The 15,510-nt window shown below is 72.6% G+C and carries 15 protein-coding genes; 11 read left to right on the top strand and 4 right to left on the bottom strand.

Going from position 1 to position 15,510, the window contains the following annotated elements; all coding sequences use genetic code 11:
* The first annotated feature begins 268 nt into the window (after positions 1–268).
* From OG823_RS19935 to OG823_RS19945, 3 genes are all read left to right on the top strand, one after another.
* A complete protein-coding gene (locus tag OG823_RS19935; RefSeq protein ID WP_371480954.1) occupies positions 269–1,105 on the top strand; it encodes a Scr1 family TA system antitoxin-like transcriptional regulator in 837 nt (278 codons plus the stop codon).
* A complete protein-coding gene (locus tag OG823_RS19940; protein ID WP_371480955.1) occupies positions 1,092–1,286 on the top strand; it encodes a DUF397 domain-containing protein in 195 nt (64 codons plus the stop codon). The genes OG823_RS19935 and OG823_RS19940 overlap by 14 nt, the downstream gene beginning before the upstream one ends.
* Before the next feature lie 94 nt (positions 1,287–1,380).
* Positions 1,381–1,767 carry a VOC family protein gene (locus tag OG823_RS19945; RefSeq protein WP_371480956.1) on the top strand — a complete coding sequence of 129 codons (387 nt, stop codon included), beginning with the start codon at positions 1,381–1,383 and terminating at the stop codon, positions 1,765–1,767.
* Between the two features lie 10 nt (positions 1,768–1,777).
* On the opposite strand, the gene OG823_RS19950 is transcribed toward OG823_RS19945, so the two are convergent.
* Together OG823_RS19950 and OG823_RS19955 are read right to left on the bottom strand one after the other, a co-directional pair.
* Positions 1,778–2,494, bottom strand: a complete 717-nt coding sequence (locus OG823_RS19950) for an MOSC domain-containing protein (protein ID WP_371480957.1) — start codon at positions 2,492–2,494, stop codon at positions 1,778–1,780.
* 63 nt (positions 2,495–2,557) lie between these two features.
* A complete protein-coding gene (locus OG823_RS19955) occupies positions 2,558–3,304 on the bottom strand; it encodes a cyclase family protein (RefSeq protein ID WP_371480958.1) in 747 nt (248 codons plus the stop codon).
* Positions 3,305–3,371: 67 nt separating this feature from the next.
* Between OG823_RS19955 and OG823_RS19960 the strand changes: the two genes are divergently transcribed.
* From OG823_RS19960 to OG823_RS19985, 6 genes are all read left to right on the top strand, one after another.
* Positions 3,372–4,046: a UbiX family flavin prenyltransferase gene (locus OG823_RS19960; protein ID WP_371480959.1), complete on the top strand. Its 675-nt coding sequence runs from the start codon at positions 3,372–3,374 to the stop codon at positions 4,044–4,046.
* Positions 4,047–4,165: 119 nt separating this feature from the next.
* The gene (locus OG823_RS19965; RefSeq protein ID WP_371480960.1) at positions 4,166–4,627 is read left to right on the top strand and encodes an Lrp/AsnC family transcriptional regulator; all 462 of its coding nucleotides are present in this window, start codon (positions 4,166–4,168) and stop codon (positions 4,625–4,627) included.
* A 5-nt stretch (positions 4,628–4,632) separates the two neighbouring features.
* Positions 4,633–5,604: a threonine/serine dehydratase gene (locus tag OG823_RS19970; RefSeq protein WP_371480961.1), complete on the top strand. Its 972-nt coding sequence runs from the start codon at positions 4,633–4,635 to the stop codon at positions 5,602–5,604.
* Between the two features lie 47 nt (positions 5,605–5,651).
* Entirely contained in the window at positions 5,652–6,815 is a 1,164-nt protein-coding gene (mqnE, locus tag OG823_RS19975; RefSeq protein WP_371480962.1) for an aminofutalosine synthase MqnE, read from the top strand.
* Between the two features lie 115 nt (positions 6,816–6,930).
* Entirely contained in the window at positions 6,931–8,364 is a 1,434-nt protein-coding gene (locus tag OG823_RS19980) for a L,D-transpeptidase family protein (RefSeq protein WP_371480963.1), read from the top strand.
* A gap of 141 nt (positions 8,365–8,505) precedes the next feature.
* Positions 8,506–9,450, top strand: a complete 945-nt coding sequence (locus OG823_RS19985; RefSeq protein WP_371480964.1) for a beta-ketoacyl-ACP synthase III — start codon at positions 8,506–8,508, stop codon at positions 9,448–9,450.
* A gap of 224 nt (positions 9,451–9,674) precedes the next feature.
* On the opposite strand, the gene OG823_RS19990 is transcribed toward OG823_RS19985, so the two are convergent.
* Positions 9,675–10,322 carry a TetR family transcriptional regulator gene (locus OG823_RS19990; protein ID WP_371480965.1) on the bottom strand — a complete coding sequence of 216 codons (648 nt, stop codon included), beginning with the start codon at positions 10,320–10,322 and terminating at the stop codon, positions 9,675–9,677.
* A 407-nt stretch (positions 10,323–10,729) separates the two neighbouring features.
* Between OG823_RS19990 and OG823_RS19995 the strand changes: the two genes are divergently transcribed.
* A complete protein-coding gene (locus OG823_RS19995; protein WP_371480966.1) occupies positions 10,730–13,090 on the top strand; it encodes a PQQ-binding-like beta-propeller repeat protein in 2,361 nt (786 codons plus the stop codon).
* Between the two features lie 52 nt (positions 13,091–13,142).
* On the opposite strand, the gene galE is transcribed toward OG823_RS19995, so the two are convergent.
* On the bottom strand, positions 13,143–14,126 hold the full coding sequence (gene galE / locus OG823_RS20000; protein ID WP_371480967.1) for a UDP-glucose 4-epimerase GalE: 984 nt from the start codon (positions 14,124–14,126) through the stop codon (positions 13,143–13,145).
* Positions 14,127–14,408: 282 nt separating this feature from the next.
* Between galE and OG823_RS20005 the strand changes: the two genes are divergently transcribed.
* Positions 14,409–15,470 carry a S1C family serine protease gene (locus OG823_RS20005; RefSeq protein WP_371484553.1) on the top strand — a complete coding sequence of 354 codons (1,062 nt, stop codon included), beginning with the start codon at positions 14,409–14,411 and terminating at the stop codon, positions 15,468–15,470.
* Positions 15,471–15,510: the final 40 nt, after the last annotated feature.

The following is a 15,510-nucleotide window of genomic DNA, read 5'->3' on the forward strand; positions in this document are numbered from 1 at the left end:
GTCCACTCGCAACCGCCGCCCTCGGGACGCAGGTAGTGCTCACCCGCGACGGTGTCCATGTGGACGCCCACGCGGCCGGTCCGGTGGTCCCGGACCGGTTCACCCACCCGGGGCGTGAATGCCGCCCGTCCGCCTGTCGATGCTCCCACTGCGCTCCTCCTCGGTGCCGCTTTCCTCACTGTCCGTGTCCCGAGCGTCGCGCTGGGGCGCTAGTTTGGGCAGTAGGTGACGTCCAACAGCGCGCGCTGCCGGAAGAGGATGTGCAAACGTGCCCCAGCCCAAGGATCTCGACCCGGCCGAGTCGCCGAGGTCTTTCTACGGCTCCGAACTGCGCCGCCTCCGCGAGGCCGCCGGGCTGACCCAGGAACGGCTGGGGGAGCTGGTGTTCAGCTCCGGCGCCTACATCGGGCACCTGGAGGCGGCCTCCCGCAGGCCCCAACTGGACATGTCGGAGCAGCTGGACCAGGTCCTCGAAACGGGCGGGTACTTCGCACGGCTGTATCCGATGGTGACGCGCTCGCGGTATCCCGAGTACTTCGTCCACGTGGTGGAGTTGCAGACGAGAGCGCAGAGCATCAGCAGCTACTGCCCTGCTCTCATCCAGGGGTTGTTGCAGACCCCCGACTACGCACGGGCGGTCTTCGAATCCGCCCAACCGCTGAGATCCGTCGAAGAAACGGAGGTACTGGTGGCCGCGCGGATGGCACGGGCCGACATCCTCGACGGTCCAACAGCGCCTGTGTTGTGGACCGTTCTGGACGAAGCGATCATCCGGCGGCCGATCGGCAGTGCGGCGACGATGCGTGACCAGCTTGCTCATCTCGTCCGTCTTGTGCGGAGTCGGCGGCTGATCGTCCAGGTGCTGCCGTTCTCGGCTGGGGCTCACGCCCTGTTGGAGGGGATGGCACTGCACATGACTTTCGAGGACGAGCCTCCGATGGTCTACCTCGAAGGCCCTCACATCGGGCGACTGGTCGACGATCCGTTGCTGGTGGCCAGATGCCTTCGGTCCTACGATCTGGTCAGGGCCGCCGCGTTGTCGCCGGAGGTGTCCCTCACCCTGCTCGAGTCGGCGATGGAGGATTACTCGCGTGAGCAACTCTGAGCGGTGGCGCAAGAGCAGTTACAGCGGTGGCAGTGGTGGCGAGTGCATCGAGGTGGACGACGCCCGTCCCGGCACGGTCCGCGACTCCAAGGATCCGGACGGCCCCCGTCTCGGGTTCGCCCCCGAGCTGTGGCAGGCCTTCGTGACGGCCGCAGCAGACGGTGTGCTGGACCGGGCCTGACCCCCGGACGGCGAGGCACCGGTTTCGGGACGCGGCGAGGTGGTACGCGTAGGTGGCGTACCTGTCCGCCACCCCTCCGGAGGAGTCCGCCCGCATGATCGGCACCCTGCAGTGCGTCGTCCTGGACTGCCACTACCCGCCCGCGCTGGCCCGCTTCTACGCGGCGCTGCTCGGCGGGGAGGTGGACCGGCCGGACCCGCGCTGGACGCTGGACGAGGACTGGTCGACGCTGCACACTCCCGGTGGCACGGTGGTGGCGTTCCAGCGGGTCGAGGACTTCCACCCGCCGCAGTGGCCCGACCCGGCGCACCCGCAACAGGTGCACCTGGACATCGACGTGGAGGACATCGGGGCGGCCGAGCGCGAGGTGATCGCCCTCGGCGGCTCGCCGCTGCGGGCGTACGACGGCTGGCGGGTCTACGCCGACCCGGCGGGGCACCCCTTCTGCCTGATCGGCCGGCCGGCGGCCAGGCCGCTGTAGGCGGCCGGGTTCAGATCAGTGCCAGGCTGTCGCCGACGCTGAGCCGCCCCGGGCGGCTGACCTCGGCGAGGGCGTCGAGGCGGCCGTCATGGGCGTCCAGCAGGGCCTTGAGGATCTCGGGCGCCTCGGGGAGACCGGGCTGCGGGGCGCCGCTCATGGCACAGCGTTCGCTCGCGCGGACCAGGGCGAAGCGGGGGCCGGAGCCGTCCGCCGTCGCGGCCTGCCGGCCGAACCAGGTGTCCTCGACGAACGGCGGGGTGCCCGGCGGGGTGCGCACGACGATGTTGGGCCGGAACCGGCGTTCGTCCACGACGGTGCACGGGGCGGCCTCGCGGACCCAGTCCAGGGTGGCGGTCGTGAGCAGGCTGACCGGGAGCTGGTCGAAGTGCGAGTGGGCGTCCTCGCGGGCCAGGCCGATGTCCTCCAGCTGGAGGAAGGCCCGCAGGAAGGCGTCCGGGTCGGCGACGGGCCGGCCGAGCGGGTCGAGGAGTTCGGGGCCGTCGAGGCGGTGGCCGAGCCGGGAGCCGAGGCGGAGCAGCCCGTCCATGTGGCGAAGGCGGGGGGTGTTCTTGCCGGAGCCGAGTCTGCCCGCGCCGTCGCGCACGGCGTAGAGCCGGTCACCGGCGAGGCCGCGTTCGTCCACCTGGACGGTGTCGAGCTGTTCGCCACCGGTGGATTTCACGGGGTAGCGCCAGAGCCGTTCGACGACTCCGATGATCTCTGCCATGGCGGGAGCCTAGCGGCGCGCCGCATGTTGGTCTAGACCAAGGCCCCGCCGGGGTCGGCGCGTTCAGCCGATTCGGGCCACCGCGCGGACGGGGGCGCCGTCGGCGGCGACCAGCCGCAGCGGGAAGAACGAGACCTCGACCGGCTCACCGGCCGCCTGGGCCTCCAGCAGCGGTGTCAGGTCGGTGAGGTTCTCCGTGATCACCGCGCCGCCCGGAGCGCCGAGCACCACCCGGTGGGCGGCCAGCCCGACCTCCTCGGCGGGCGGCGGGCCGTCGTGCTCGTCGGCCAGGTCGGCGAGCAGCGCGGCCACCGCCGGATCGCCCGGGCCGGGGTCGGGGGTGCGGTCGATGCTCAGGGCGTCCACCCCGAGCGTCCGCACGCCCGCCTCGACCAGCGCCCGGGCGGCGGAGGGCGCCAGGTACGGGTGGGCGAGGTAGTGGTCGGTGCCCCAGTACCGGGGCCAGCCGGTGGCCAGCAGCAGGACGGCCCCGGGGGTCAGCCGCTCCAGCGCGTCCGCGAGCAGGCCGGCGGTGACGGCGGTGCGGGGTTCGAGCCCGCGCAGGTCGGCGACCACGGCCGGGCCGGTGAACAGGGTGAGCGGCAGGCCGTCCAGGGTCGGCCAGGTGACGTCCACGTGATAGGGCGCGTCGACGTGGGTGCCGGACTGCGAACCGAGGTGCAGGCCGAGGACGTTGACCCCGGCGGTGGCGGTGGTCAGCGCCGGCCGCAGCTCCACCTCCGGGTCGCCCGGGTAGACGGGCATGCCGGTGGTGAGCGGATGGGTGAGGTCGATCAGCGTCGGCGCCATGGGCTCATCCTCCCGCGCCCGGCGGGCTCCGGGGACGGGAACCCGCGGTGCGTATAGAAATGGACCCATGAGCACAGCGAAGGCAGCAGACGGCACGCCGGTCCGACGGCCCTGGGTGGTCGGGGTCTCGGGGGCGTCCGGAACCCCGTACGCGGCGTCGGTGGTCCGGGGGCTGCTGGCGGCCGGGGAGGCGGTCGACCTGGTGGTCAGCCGCGCCGCCCGGCTGACCGTCCTGGACGAGACCGGCATCTCCTTCCGCGACGCGCACTGGCGGGAGGACCTCGGGCGCTGGCTGGGGTCGGACGAGGGCCTGGACGACGTCCGGTACTGGCCGGCCGGCGACTTCGCGGCCGGCCCCTCCAGCGGCTCCTACCCGGCGAAGGGGATGCTGGTCGTCCCCGCGAGCACCGGCTCGGTCGCGGGGATCGCGCTCGGTCTCAGCAAGGACCTGCTCCAGCGGGTCGCCGCCGTCACCCTCAAGGAGCGCCGCCCGCTGGTGGTCTGCGTGCGCGAGACCCCCCTCAACGGGGTGACGCTCAAGCACCTGGTGGAGCTGGACGCGCAGGGCGCCGTGGTGCTGCCCGCCTCGCCCGGCTTCTACGCGGGCGGCTCCACGGTGCGCGAACTGGTGGATTTCGTGGCCGGGCGGGTGCTGGACGCGGTGGGGGTGCGGCACGAGTTGTACCGGCGCTGGGCGGGCGAGTTGGGAGCGGCCGCGAAGGCGGCGGGCCGGGGGGAGTGAGCGGGCCTCGGCCGGGAGAGTATGTTCTTTGCGATATCCGGGTTGGTCTGCCCATGGCACCTTTGATTCCGGATAATGATCTGTGGGTCTGGTGAGGTTCGGAAGGACGCGGACGGTATATGGACACGGTGGACAGACAGCTCATCCAGGCGCTTCGGGAGAACGGCCGCGCGTCCTACGCCGAGCTGGGCCGACTGGTCGGCCTCTCCGGCCCGAGCGTGACGGACCGGATCAACCGGCTGGAGCAGGCCGGGGTCATCACCGGATACCGCGCGACGGTCAACCCGGCCTCCCTGGGCTTCGGCGTCACGGCCCTGATCGGCCTTCAGCTCACGGACGCCGCCGACCACGAGGACGTCGCGCACCGGCTGAAGGAGCTCGGCGAGGTCGAGGACTGCTGGTTCATCGCGGGCGACGACTCCTACATGCTCAAGGTCAGGGTCTCCAACGTGGAGGGCCTGGAGTCGGTGGTCAAGCGCCTCTCCGGGACCAAGGGCGTCGCCCGCACCCGGACCACCGTCGTGCTCTCCACCAAGTGGGAGAACCGGGTCAGCGACCTCCCCCTCCCCGAGACGGAGTAGCGCCGATGGCCCTGGTCGGTGTGGAGGAACTGCATGCGGCGCAGCGGCGGATCGCCGGTGTCGCGGTCCGCACACCGCTGCTGCCCTGCCCCTGGGCCGCGGACGGCGCGCGCAGGCTGTGGCTGAAGCCCGAGAACCTCCAGCCGACCGGCGCGTTCAAGACCCGTGGTGCCTACAACCGGCTGGCCGCGCTGAGCGGGGCCGAGCGGGCCCGCGGCGTGGTCGCCCAGTCCAGCGGCAACCACGCGCAGGCGGTGGCGTACGCGGCGCAACTGCTGGGCATCCGCGCCGTGATCGTGATGCCGGACACCTCGCCCGAGGTGAAGGTCGCGAGCACCCGCTCGTACGGCGCCGAGGTGATCCTGGTCGCGCCGGCCGAGCGCGACACCCTGCCCGCCGAGCTGGCCGCCCGGCACGGCTACGTGTGGGTCCCGCCGTACGACGACCCCTACATCATCGCGGGCCAGGGCACGGTCGGCATGGAGATCGCCGAGGACGCCCCCGACGAGCTGGACACCGTACTGGTGCCGGTCAGCGGCGGCGGCCTGATCTCCGGCACGGCGGCCGCGCTCAAGCTCACCTGCCCGGGCGTGCGGGTGATCGGCGTGGAGCCGGAGCTGGCGGCCGACGCGCAGCAGAGCCTGCGCACCGGACGGCGCACCGAGTGGCCGGTCGCCGACACCTACCGCACCATCGCGGACGGGCTGCGCACCACCTCGGTCGGCGAGCTGCCCTTCGAACACATCCAGGCGTACGTGGACGACATCGTCACCGTCTCCGAGGCCGAGATCCGTGACACCGTCGCCGTGCTGGCCCGCCGCGGCCGGCTGGTGGCGGAGCCCTCCGGAGCGGTGGCCCCGGCCGCGTACCTCCACCGGGCCGCCGAGCTGGGCCCCGGGAGGGTCTTCGCCGCCGTGGTCAGCGGAGGCAACATCGAACCCCGGCTCCTTGCGGAGCTGCTGGCAACCGGGGCGTAGGCTCGTTCCGGTCAACGAATCGAATGTGCAGGGAGGCGGGTCACCGCATGGACGCAGGGCTGAAGCGCGAGCTGGAGGCAAAGGTCTACGCGGGTGAGCGGCTGACCCGCGAGGACGGGGTGGCGCTCTACGGGAGCGACGACCTGGCCTGGCTGGGCGGCCTCGCCCACCACGTGCGGACGCGGAAGAACGGCGACGTCGTCCACTTCAACGTCAACCGCCACCTCAACATGACCAACGTCTGCGCCGCCTCCTGCGCCTACTGCTCGTTCCAGCGCAAGCCGGGCGAGAAGGACGCGTACACGATGCGGATCGAGGAGGCCGTGCGCCTCGCCAAGGCGATGGAGGTCGACTCCCTCACCGAGCTGCACATCGTCAACGGCCTGCACCCGACGCTGCCCTGGCGCTACTACCCGCGCAGCCTGCGGGAGCTGAAGGCGGCGCTGCCGAACGTCTCGCTGAAGGCCTTCACGGCGACCGAGATCCACTGGTTCGAGCGGATCAGCGGGCTGTCCGCCGACGAGATCCTGGACGAGCTGATCGACGCCGGTCTGGAGTCGCTGACCGGCGGCGGCGCCGAGATCTTCGACTGGGAGGTGCGCCAGCACATCGTCGACCACGACACCCACTGGGAGGACTGGTCGCGGATCCACCGCCTGGCGCACGCCAAGGGCCTCAAGACCCCGGCGACGATGCTCTACGGCCACATCGAGGAGCCCCGCCACCGGGTCGACCACGTGCTGCGCCTGCGCGAGCTCCAGGACGAGACCGGCGGCTTCCAGGTCTTCATCCCGTTGCGCTACCAGCACGACTTCCACGACTCCAAGGACGGCGTCGTGCGCAACAGGCTGATGGCCCGTACGGAGATGGCGACCGGCGCCGAGGCGCTGAAGACCTTCGCGGTCTCCCGGCTGCTGTTCGACAACGTCCCGCACGTGAAGGTGTTCTGGGTGATGCACGGTGTCACCACCGCGCAGCTGGCGCTCAGCCACGGCGCGGACGACATGGACGGTTCGGTCGTCGAGTACAAGATCACCCATGACGCGGACAACTTCGGCACCCCGAACAAGCTCGGCCGTGACGACCTGCTCGGTCTGATCCGCGACGCGGGCTTCCGGCCGGTGGAGCGCAACACGCGCTACGAGATCATCCGCGAGTACGACGGCCCCGACTTCCAGCGCCGCGAGACCCCGCAGGCCATGCGTCTGTGACCTGCGCGGACCGCTGCCCCCGGCGCCTTCCGAGCGCCGGGGGCAGCGGTCCGTCCCGGCACCGGTTCGCCCGATGGGTTTCCCAACCGGCCTCGGATTTGGCAGGATCGGCGGCATGTCCGGATCCCATCGTGCCCCCACACCACCTCCGGCCGGCGCTCCGGAGGCCGGACCGGGGCCGTACGGGGAGCAGGGCGGCCACCCGTCGTACGGGCAGCCGCAGGCCCCGTACGAGGTGTACCAGGAGCCGTACGGGACGCCGGGGCAGCCGTACCAGCAGCCCTACGCGGCGACGTACGAGACGTACGGGCAGCCGTACGAGACGTACGGTCAGTCGTACCAGCAGCCCCAGGAGGCGTACGGGCAGCCGTACCAGCAGCCCCAGGGCATGCCGGAGCCCCACCAGCAGGTGTACGCGCCGTACGAGCCGCAGGCCCGCCGACCGTACGAGGCGTACGAGCCACAGGTTCATCAGCCGTACGAGGTGTACGAGCCGTACGAGCCGTACGCGGTGCACGGGGGTGAGGACGAGGCCGACGGCCTGTACCCGGCCGAACCCGAGCCCGCGTTCGCCGCCGCTTTCGCCCCGGCCGCCGAGCCGGTCTTCGCCGGCGCGCAGGCCGACGCCGCTCGGGGCGTCACCGCTCGGGCCGGTACCGCTCAGGCCGCCGGCCCCGCCGGGCCGCCGGCGCCGCGTTCGGCGGGCCGACGCCGCAAGGCCAAGAAGAAGACCCACGGGCGCGCCCTGACGGCGGGCACCGCCCTGCTGGTCGCCGCCGCCGCCGGCTGGTACACCCTGGGTTCCGCCGGGGCACCGACCAGCGTCTCCGCCGCCGACGGCGCCCCGGAGCCGACCGCGGCACCGGACCAGGCGCCCGCCGGCGACCGGACGGCCGGGGACACCGCGCACACCGGCACCCCGGCCGCCGACCGCAGCCAGAGCCGGGCCGACGGCTCGCTCACCGCGATACCCGGTCTCGGCGCCGCGTTCACCGCCAGGATCCCGGCCACCACCAACCAGGTGGTGCTGGCCTCCGGCAAGGGCAAGGACGCCAACGACACCACCGTCACCCTGTGGACCCGCACCGCCGAGGGCCGCTGGCTGGCCGGCGAGGCCTGGGCGGGCCACAACGCCTACAAGGGCTGGACGACCGACCACAACGAGGGCGACCTGCGCAGCCCGATCGGCGTCTTCACGCTGACCGACGCGGGCGGCCGGGACGCGGACCCGGGCAGCAAGCTGCCGTACGACAAGGACTCGAACTTCGTGGTCGGCGGGACGGGTTTCCAGGGCGAACCGCTCGCCGGCTCCTTCGACTACGTCATCGCGATCAACTACAACCGGGTGCCCGGCAACTCCCCGCTGGACAAGCGGCGCCCCGACGGCGGCTCCAAGGGCGGCGGGATCTGGATCCACGTCGACCACGGCGGCCCGACCCACGGCTGCGTCTCCGTCCCCGAGGACAAGATGGCCGTTCTGCTGCGGACCCTCGACCCGGCGGCCAACCCGGTGATCGTGATGGGCGACGCGGCCTCGCTGGCGGCCTGAGCACCGAATATCGGTGTTCGCTGCGCCCGTCACCGGACCGGTCGCGCCAAGGGCTGTTGTCCGGCCTCTACAGCATCCGGGGGTGGATCCTGTAGCCGGTCGCGACCGGATGACCCGCCGGTAACCGGGTTGAGTGGGTATATGAGCGGATCCCGCATTGTTGCCCTGGGCCACTACCAGCCTCCCAAGGTCATGACCAACGCCGACCTGGCGACGCTGGTGGACACCGACGACGAGTGGATCCGCAGCCGGGTGGGAATCCGTACCCGGCACATCGCGGAGGGCGAGACCCTGGTGGACCTCGCCACCGAGGCGGCCCAGAAGGCGCTGGCCAACAGCGGCCGAGCGGCCGCCGACGTCGACCTGGTGGTGGTCGCCACCTGCACCGCCGTCGAGCGCAGCCCCAACACGGCCGCGGCCGTCGCGGCCCGCCTGGGCGTGCCCGCACCCGCCGCGTACGACATCAACACGGTCTGTTCCGGCTTCTCCTACGCACTGGCCACCGCCGACCACGCGATCAGGGCCGGCGCCGCCCGCCTGGCCCTGGTGATCGGGGCGGAGCGGATGTCGGACACGCTCGACTGGACCGACCGCACCACCTGCGTGATCTTCGGCGACGGCGCGGGCGCGGCCGTGGTGGAGGCGCAGGAGGAGGGGGCGGAGCCCGGCATCGGTCCGGTCGTCTGGGGTTCGGAGCCGGAGCGGGGCGACGCCGTGGTGATCACCGGCTGGGATCCGGTGATCAGCCAGCAGGGTCAGTCGGTGTTCCGCTGGGCCACCACCAAGATCGCGCCGCTGGCCCGGCAGGCCTGCGAGAAGGCGGGGATCGACCCGGCCGACCTGAAGGGCTTCGTGCCGCACCAGGCGAACCTGCGGATCATCGACGCGATCGCCGGCAAGCTCGGGGCGCCCGACGCGGTGGTCGCCCGCGACGTGGTCGACTCCGGCAACACCTCCGCCGCGTCCATCCCGCTGGCGTTCTCCAAGCTGGTGGAGCGCGGCGAGCTGTCCTCCGGCGACCCGGTGCTGCTCTTCGGCTTCGGCGGCGGCCTGGCGTACGCGGGACAGGTCGTCCGCTGCCCCTAGGCGCCCGGCTGCCCCACGGGGCCCTCACACGCCCGTCCTGGCCCCCGAGGGCCCGGACGCGCACATGCCGGTGGGCGGGACCCTCGCGGGTACCCGCCCACCGGCATGTCTGGCGCACTGCGGTACGTCGGCGAACCTCCCCCGAGGACACGGCCGCCGTCCGTCTGTCCCCGGACAGGAGGCCGGGGATGTGCGCGAAGCGGATGGCTGAATAGTGGGGCTGGCTACTTGGGCGGCTTCTTGCCGGTGACACCCAGGTACACCAGAGGGGCGAGGTTGGGCTTCAGGTCCTTGACCTTGACGCCCCAGGCCGTGAAGGCCTTACCGTGCTCCGCGGCCGAGGCGAGCAGCGAGATCAGGGCGCCGGAGACGGCGGCCGGATCCAGCGACTTGTCGGCCTGGCCCTTGGCCTGGAGATCCCTGACGGCTTCCGTGAGCGGTTTGGCGACCGCGTTGAGGACGGTCATGCGGATCTTGAAGAACCGCTTGTCCCCTTCCGCGGCACCGAGCGTGACCACTCGGAGAATGGCGTCGTTCTTGCGCCAGAAGGCGAGGAATCCGTCCACCAGTTCTTCCGAAGTGGTGGCGCCGGTTTTTCCCGCCCAGGACTTTCCTGCGACGAGCTCTTTGAGCCCTTCGCTGTCCTTGGCCATTTCCTCGGCGATCTCAAGGACAGCGCCCTCGACATCCGGGAAGTACTGGTAGAAGGTCGCGGGGGAGGTACCCGCCATACGGGCGACGTCGATGACCTTGACGTCCCGATACGGCGACGTGCTGAGCATCTCGCGGAGGCAGTCGAGCAGCTTTTGCCGCGTCTCCTGTCCGCGTCGCCCGGCGACGCGACCGTCGACGGTGCGAACTTGTCCTGTCATGCCGTCAGCTTACCGTGGCCCGATCTTGGCGCGATTCGGTGATGCGACTATTACTCCGCCCGGGGGGTGGTATACGGGCGCGAAACAGGCCGCTGTGGATATTCCGTGTGCTCCGGCGGCGCTGAATGAATCCCCCCCGTGAGCTGATGGCGTCACAGCGTGACGACCGGTCCGCTGAGGGCAGGTCGGGTGGCGCTCCGTAACCTTGGGTGAGCCGCCGTGCCGGTGAGTGGGGACTCGGAGGGGGCGTCAGAATCCAGCCAGATCCTCGGCCTCGGACAGCGGCGCCGCGCGGGACTCCGGCCGGGCGCCACGGGCGGGGGAGGTTGGATCTGGGCCCGGCGGCATTGGACAATCGGGACCGGCGTCCCTTCGTGGGTGCCGGGAGACGGGGAGGTGGCAGCGGAGTGGACCAGCTGACGGCGCACGATCCGAGGCGGATCGGGCCCTTCGAGGTGCTGGGGCGGCTCGGGGCGGGCGGGATGGGCCTGGTCTACCTGGCGCGCTCCGCGTCCGGCCGACGGGTCGCCATCAAGACCGTCCGGGGGGAGCTGGCCGAGGACGAGCTGTTCCGGGTCCGTTTCGCCCGTGAGATCGCGGCCGCCAAGACCGTCGGCGGGTTCTACACGGCCGCCGTGGTGGACGCGGACGCGGACGCCCGGGTGCCCTGGCTGGCCACCGCGTACGTGCCCGCGCCCTCCCTGGAGGACCTGGTCGGCGAGTGCGGGCCGCTCCCGGTCGGCGCCGTGCGCTGGCTGATCGCGGGCATCGCCGAGGCGTTGCAGTCGATCCACGCGGTCGGGCTGGTGCACCGCGACCTCAAGCCCTCCAACGTGCTGGTGGTGGAGGACGGCCCGCGGGTGATCGACTTCGGGATCGCCGCCGGGGTCTCGCACACCCGGCTCACCATGACCAACGTCGCGGTCGGCACCCCCGCGTACATGTCGCCCGAGCAGGCCCGCGACAGTCGCAGTGTCACCGGGGCCAGCGACATCTTCTCGCTCGGCTCGCTGCTGGTCTTCTGCGCCACCGGGCACCCGCCGTACCGGGGCGGCAACCCGGTGGAGACGGTCTTCCAGCTGCTGCGCGAGCAGCCGGACCTCTCCGGTCTGCCGGTCGAGCTGGTGGACCTCGTCCGGGCCTGCATGCGCCCGGCGGCGGAGCACCGGCCCACGCCCGCCCAGATCCAGGCGGAGCTGGCCCCGCACCTGTTCTCCCGCGACGACGCCTCCGGCGAGGCGGGGGACTGGCTGCCGCCGAACGCGCTGGACCTGATCGAGCGCAAGCGCAGCCGGCGTCAGCCCGCCGCGGCCCAGGCGCCCGCCGTGCCCGCGCAGCCCGCCGCGCCCGCCCTGCCCGCCCCGCCCGCGCCCGGGCGGCCGGTCGGCCCCGCCGACCCGCGCACCGCCCAGCACGGCCGCCCGGGGCCCGGGCACGCCGCGCCCCCGTCCGTCGGACCGGCCGGCGCGGGGCCGGACGGGGAGGCCGCCACGGAGAAGATCGCCGCCCGCCGCCACGGCGCCCCCGCCCCCGCGGGCGGGAGCGCCGTCGAGGTCCGGCTCTCCGGCGCCTCGGTCCGGATAGGGCCGGGGCCCCGGGCCGAGCAGAGCGGCCCCGGGGCCGCCCCGGCCGAGACGGACTGGGTGCGCCGCGCCGCCGTCCCGCCGCCGGCCAGGGCCACCCGCTGGCGGCCCTGGCGCTTCCGGATGTCCAACGACGTCTGGGGCACGCCGGTGGTCGCCGACGGCACCCTGTTCGTCTCCAGCTTCGAGGTGCACGCCCTCGACATCGGCTCGGGCGAGCGCCGCTACAAGACCCGCGACGTCGCCTGGGCGATGGCCGTGGACGCGGGGCGGGTGCACGCCGCCGACGGCCCGCACCTCTACACCGTGGACGTCGCCGACGGCACCGAGCGCTGGCGCAACTCCCTGGACGGCTGGGTCTTCTCGCTGGACGCCGCCGACGGGGTGCTCTGCTGCGGCATCAGGGGCGGCGGCGTCCAGCTGCGCTCGGCCGCGAACGGCGCCGAGCTCTGGCGGGCCGACGACGCCCAGCAGGACTACGAGAACCCGCAGTCGGGCCCGGCCCTGGTGGGCGGCGCCGCGTACTACTACGGCGGCGGACGGCTGCGCTGCGTGGACCCGCGCGGAGCCGGCCTGCGCTGGTCGTTCCCGGTCGGCGAGGACGTCCCGTCCCGCCCGGTCGAGCGGGCCGGCGTGCTGTACGTGACGGCCGGGACGAGGGTCTACGCGCTGGACGCCGTGAGCGGCGCCGAGCGCTGGCGCTTCGAGGCCCCCGTGGTGCTGTTCACCCCGCCCGCGCTGGACGGTTCGGCGGTGTACGTGGCGGACTACCTCGGCACGGTCTACGCCCTGGAGGTCTCCACCGGGCGGGACCGCTGGCGCGGGCGCACCGGCAGCCGGCAGGGCGCCGAACCGGTGATCGTCGCCGACGGCACCGTGCTGATCGGCAGCGGGGACTGCCTGCACGCCTTCGACACCGCCAGCGGGCAGGAGCGGTGGCGCTACACCGCGCGGGGCGAGATCGTCGGCTCCCCGGCGGTCGCGGACGGCCTGGTGCACCTCGGCAGCCGGGACCACTCGCTGCACACGCTCGACCTGGCGACCGGTCAGCTGCGCTGGGAGCTCGGCACCAAGGGCGAGCTGACCGGCTCCCCGGTGGCGGTCGGCGGCCGGGTCTTCGTCGGCAGCAAGGACCGCTGCGTCTACGCGTTGGACGCCTACTACGGCACGGCCGTGCCGCAGTAGGGCGCCGGATGCCGAAGGGGCCCGCCCCTTCGGCATCCGGTACGGGTGACCGCTACCGGCGCGCCTGCGGGTGGCGGCTGCACCAGCCGTCCCAGGCGGAGGCCACCATCTCCTCGACGCCGTGGCGGGCGTTCCAGTCCAGCTCCTTGTGGATCAGGTCGGCGGAGGCCACCACCCGGGCCGGGTCGCCCGCGCGGCGCGGGGTGACCTCGCCGGTCGCGTCGTAGCCCGTCACCCGGCCGATCACGTCGAGCATCTCCTTGACCGAGACGCCCTCGCCGCGGCCGATGTTCAGGATCAGCGAGGTCTCGCCGGCCGGGGCGCCGGCCATCCGGCGGGCCGCCGCGACGTGGGCCGAGGCGATGTCCGAGACGTGGATGAAGTCACGTACGCAGGTGCCGTCCGGCGTGGGGTAGTCGTCGCCGAAGATGCGCGGGGCCTGCCCGTTCGTCAGCCGTTCGAACACCATCGGGACCAGGTTGTAGACGCCCGCGTCGGAGAGCTCCGGCGAGGCCGCGCCGGCCACGTTGAAGTAGCGCAGGGACACCGTCGACATGCCGAAGGCCCTGCCGGTGGCCGAGACCAGCCACTCGCCGGCCAGCTTGGTCTCGCCGTACGGGCTCATCGGCGCGCAGGGGGTGTCCTCGGTGACCAGGTCGACGTCCGGCATCCCGTAGACGGCGGCGGAGGAGGAGAAGAGGAAGTTCTTCACCCCGCCCTCGGCGGCCGCCTCCAGCACGGTCTGCAGGCCGGTGACGTTCTCCCGGTAGTAGAAGAGCGGCTTCTCCACCGACTCGCCGACCTGCTTCTTCGCGGCGAAGTGCAGGACACCGGTGACCGCGTGGTCGCGGATGGCGGCGTCCAGCACGGCCCGGTCCAGCGTCGAACCCTCGATCAGGGCGACGCCCTCGGGCAGCCGGGTGCGGTCCCCGGTGCTGAAGTCGTCCAGCACGGCGACCCGCTCCCCGGCCTCGATGAGCTGCCGCAGAACGTGCCCGCCGATGTATCCGGCCCCGCCGGTAATCAACCAAGTCATGGCCGCATCCTAGGCGGTCGACATTGCGGCCCGGAGCGTGGCGAGTCGGCTCGTTGATTCGGACAAAAAGGTGAAATGCTGACAAAAAACCGGGCCCTCGCCCCTCGTCCGTCCACCGACCCGGCCCCCACGCCGCGCGGTGCCGCGAGGCGCTCCCGCCCGGGGCCCGACCATGCGCGCACGGAACCGGAGGCAGCCAAGGTGCACCCCAAGAAGGAACCCACCCGCCCGATCCCGGCAGGTCCGCGCCCCACCGGTCCCAAGGTCCACACCAGCCGTCTGCTGACCGCCGGCGCCGTCACCGTGGCGGCCGCGCTGGCCGTGACGGGCTGCAGCAGCGGCTCCTCCTCGTCCGGCTCCTCCTCGCCCGCCGCCTCCTCCACCGGCTCGGCCTCCGCCGCCTCGGCGGGGGGCAACCAGCTGCAGGACGACTACCAGCGGGTGATCGGCGACGTGCTGCCGTCGGTGGTGCAGATCACCACGGCCAACGGCCTGGGATCGGGCATCGTCTACGACGGCAAGGGCAACATCGTCACCAACGCCCACGTGGTCGGGAGCGCCACGACCATGACGGTCACGCTGGCCAACAGCAGCAAGTCGCTGGACGCCACCCTGGTCGCCAGCTATCCGGACTCCGACCTCGCGGTGATCAAGCTCAACAGCCCGCCGAGCGGCCTCAAGCCGGCGGCCTTCGGGGACAGCAAGAAGGTCGAGCTGGGTCAGATCACCCTGGCCATGGGCAGTCCGCTCGGCCTCTCCAGCAGCGTCACCCAGGGCATCGTCTCGGCGACCGGCCGCACCGTCTCGGAGCCGGCGAGCGAGGGCTCGCCGGGCGCCACCATCAGCAACATGGTGCAGACCTCGGCCGCCATCAACCCCGGCAACAGCGGCGGAGCACTGGTCAACCTGGACAGCCAGGTGATCGGCATCAACACGCTCGCGGCCACCGAGCCCGACACCAACGGCGGCGTCGCCCCCGGCATCGGCTTCGCCATCCCGGCGGCCACCATCACCAGCATCGCCGACCAGCTGATCAAGGACGGCAAGGTCACCAACTCCGGCCGGGCCGCGCTCGGCATCACCGCCCGGACGATCTTCGACTCCGGGTTCCAGCCGGCCGGCGCGGTGATCGTCAGCATCACGGCCGGCGGGCCCGCGGCCTCGGCCGGCCTCCAGGTCGGCGACGTGATCACCAAGCTGGGCGACACCCAGATCACCACGCTCAACTCGCTCACCACGGCGCTCGCCTCGCTCTCCCCGGGCAGCAAGGTCACCGTCACCTACACCCGGGACGGACAGTCCAAGACCGCCGACGTCACCCTCGGCACCCTCCCCAGCTCCTAGCCGCCCGCTCCCGCCGCCCGCTCCCGCCGCCCAGAGGTCC

Source organism: Kitasatospora sp. NBC_00315 (genome assembly GCF_041435095.1).
Lineage (GTDB): Bacteria > Actinomycetota > Actinomycetes > Streptomycetales > Streptomycetaceae > Kitasatospora.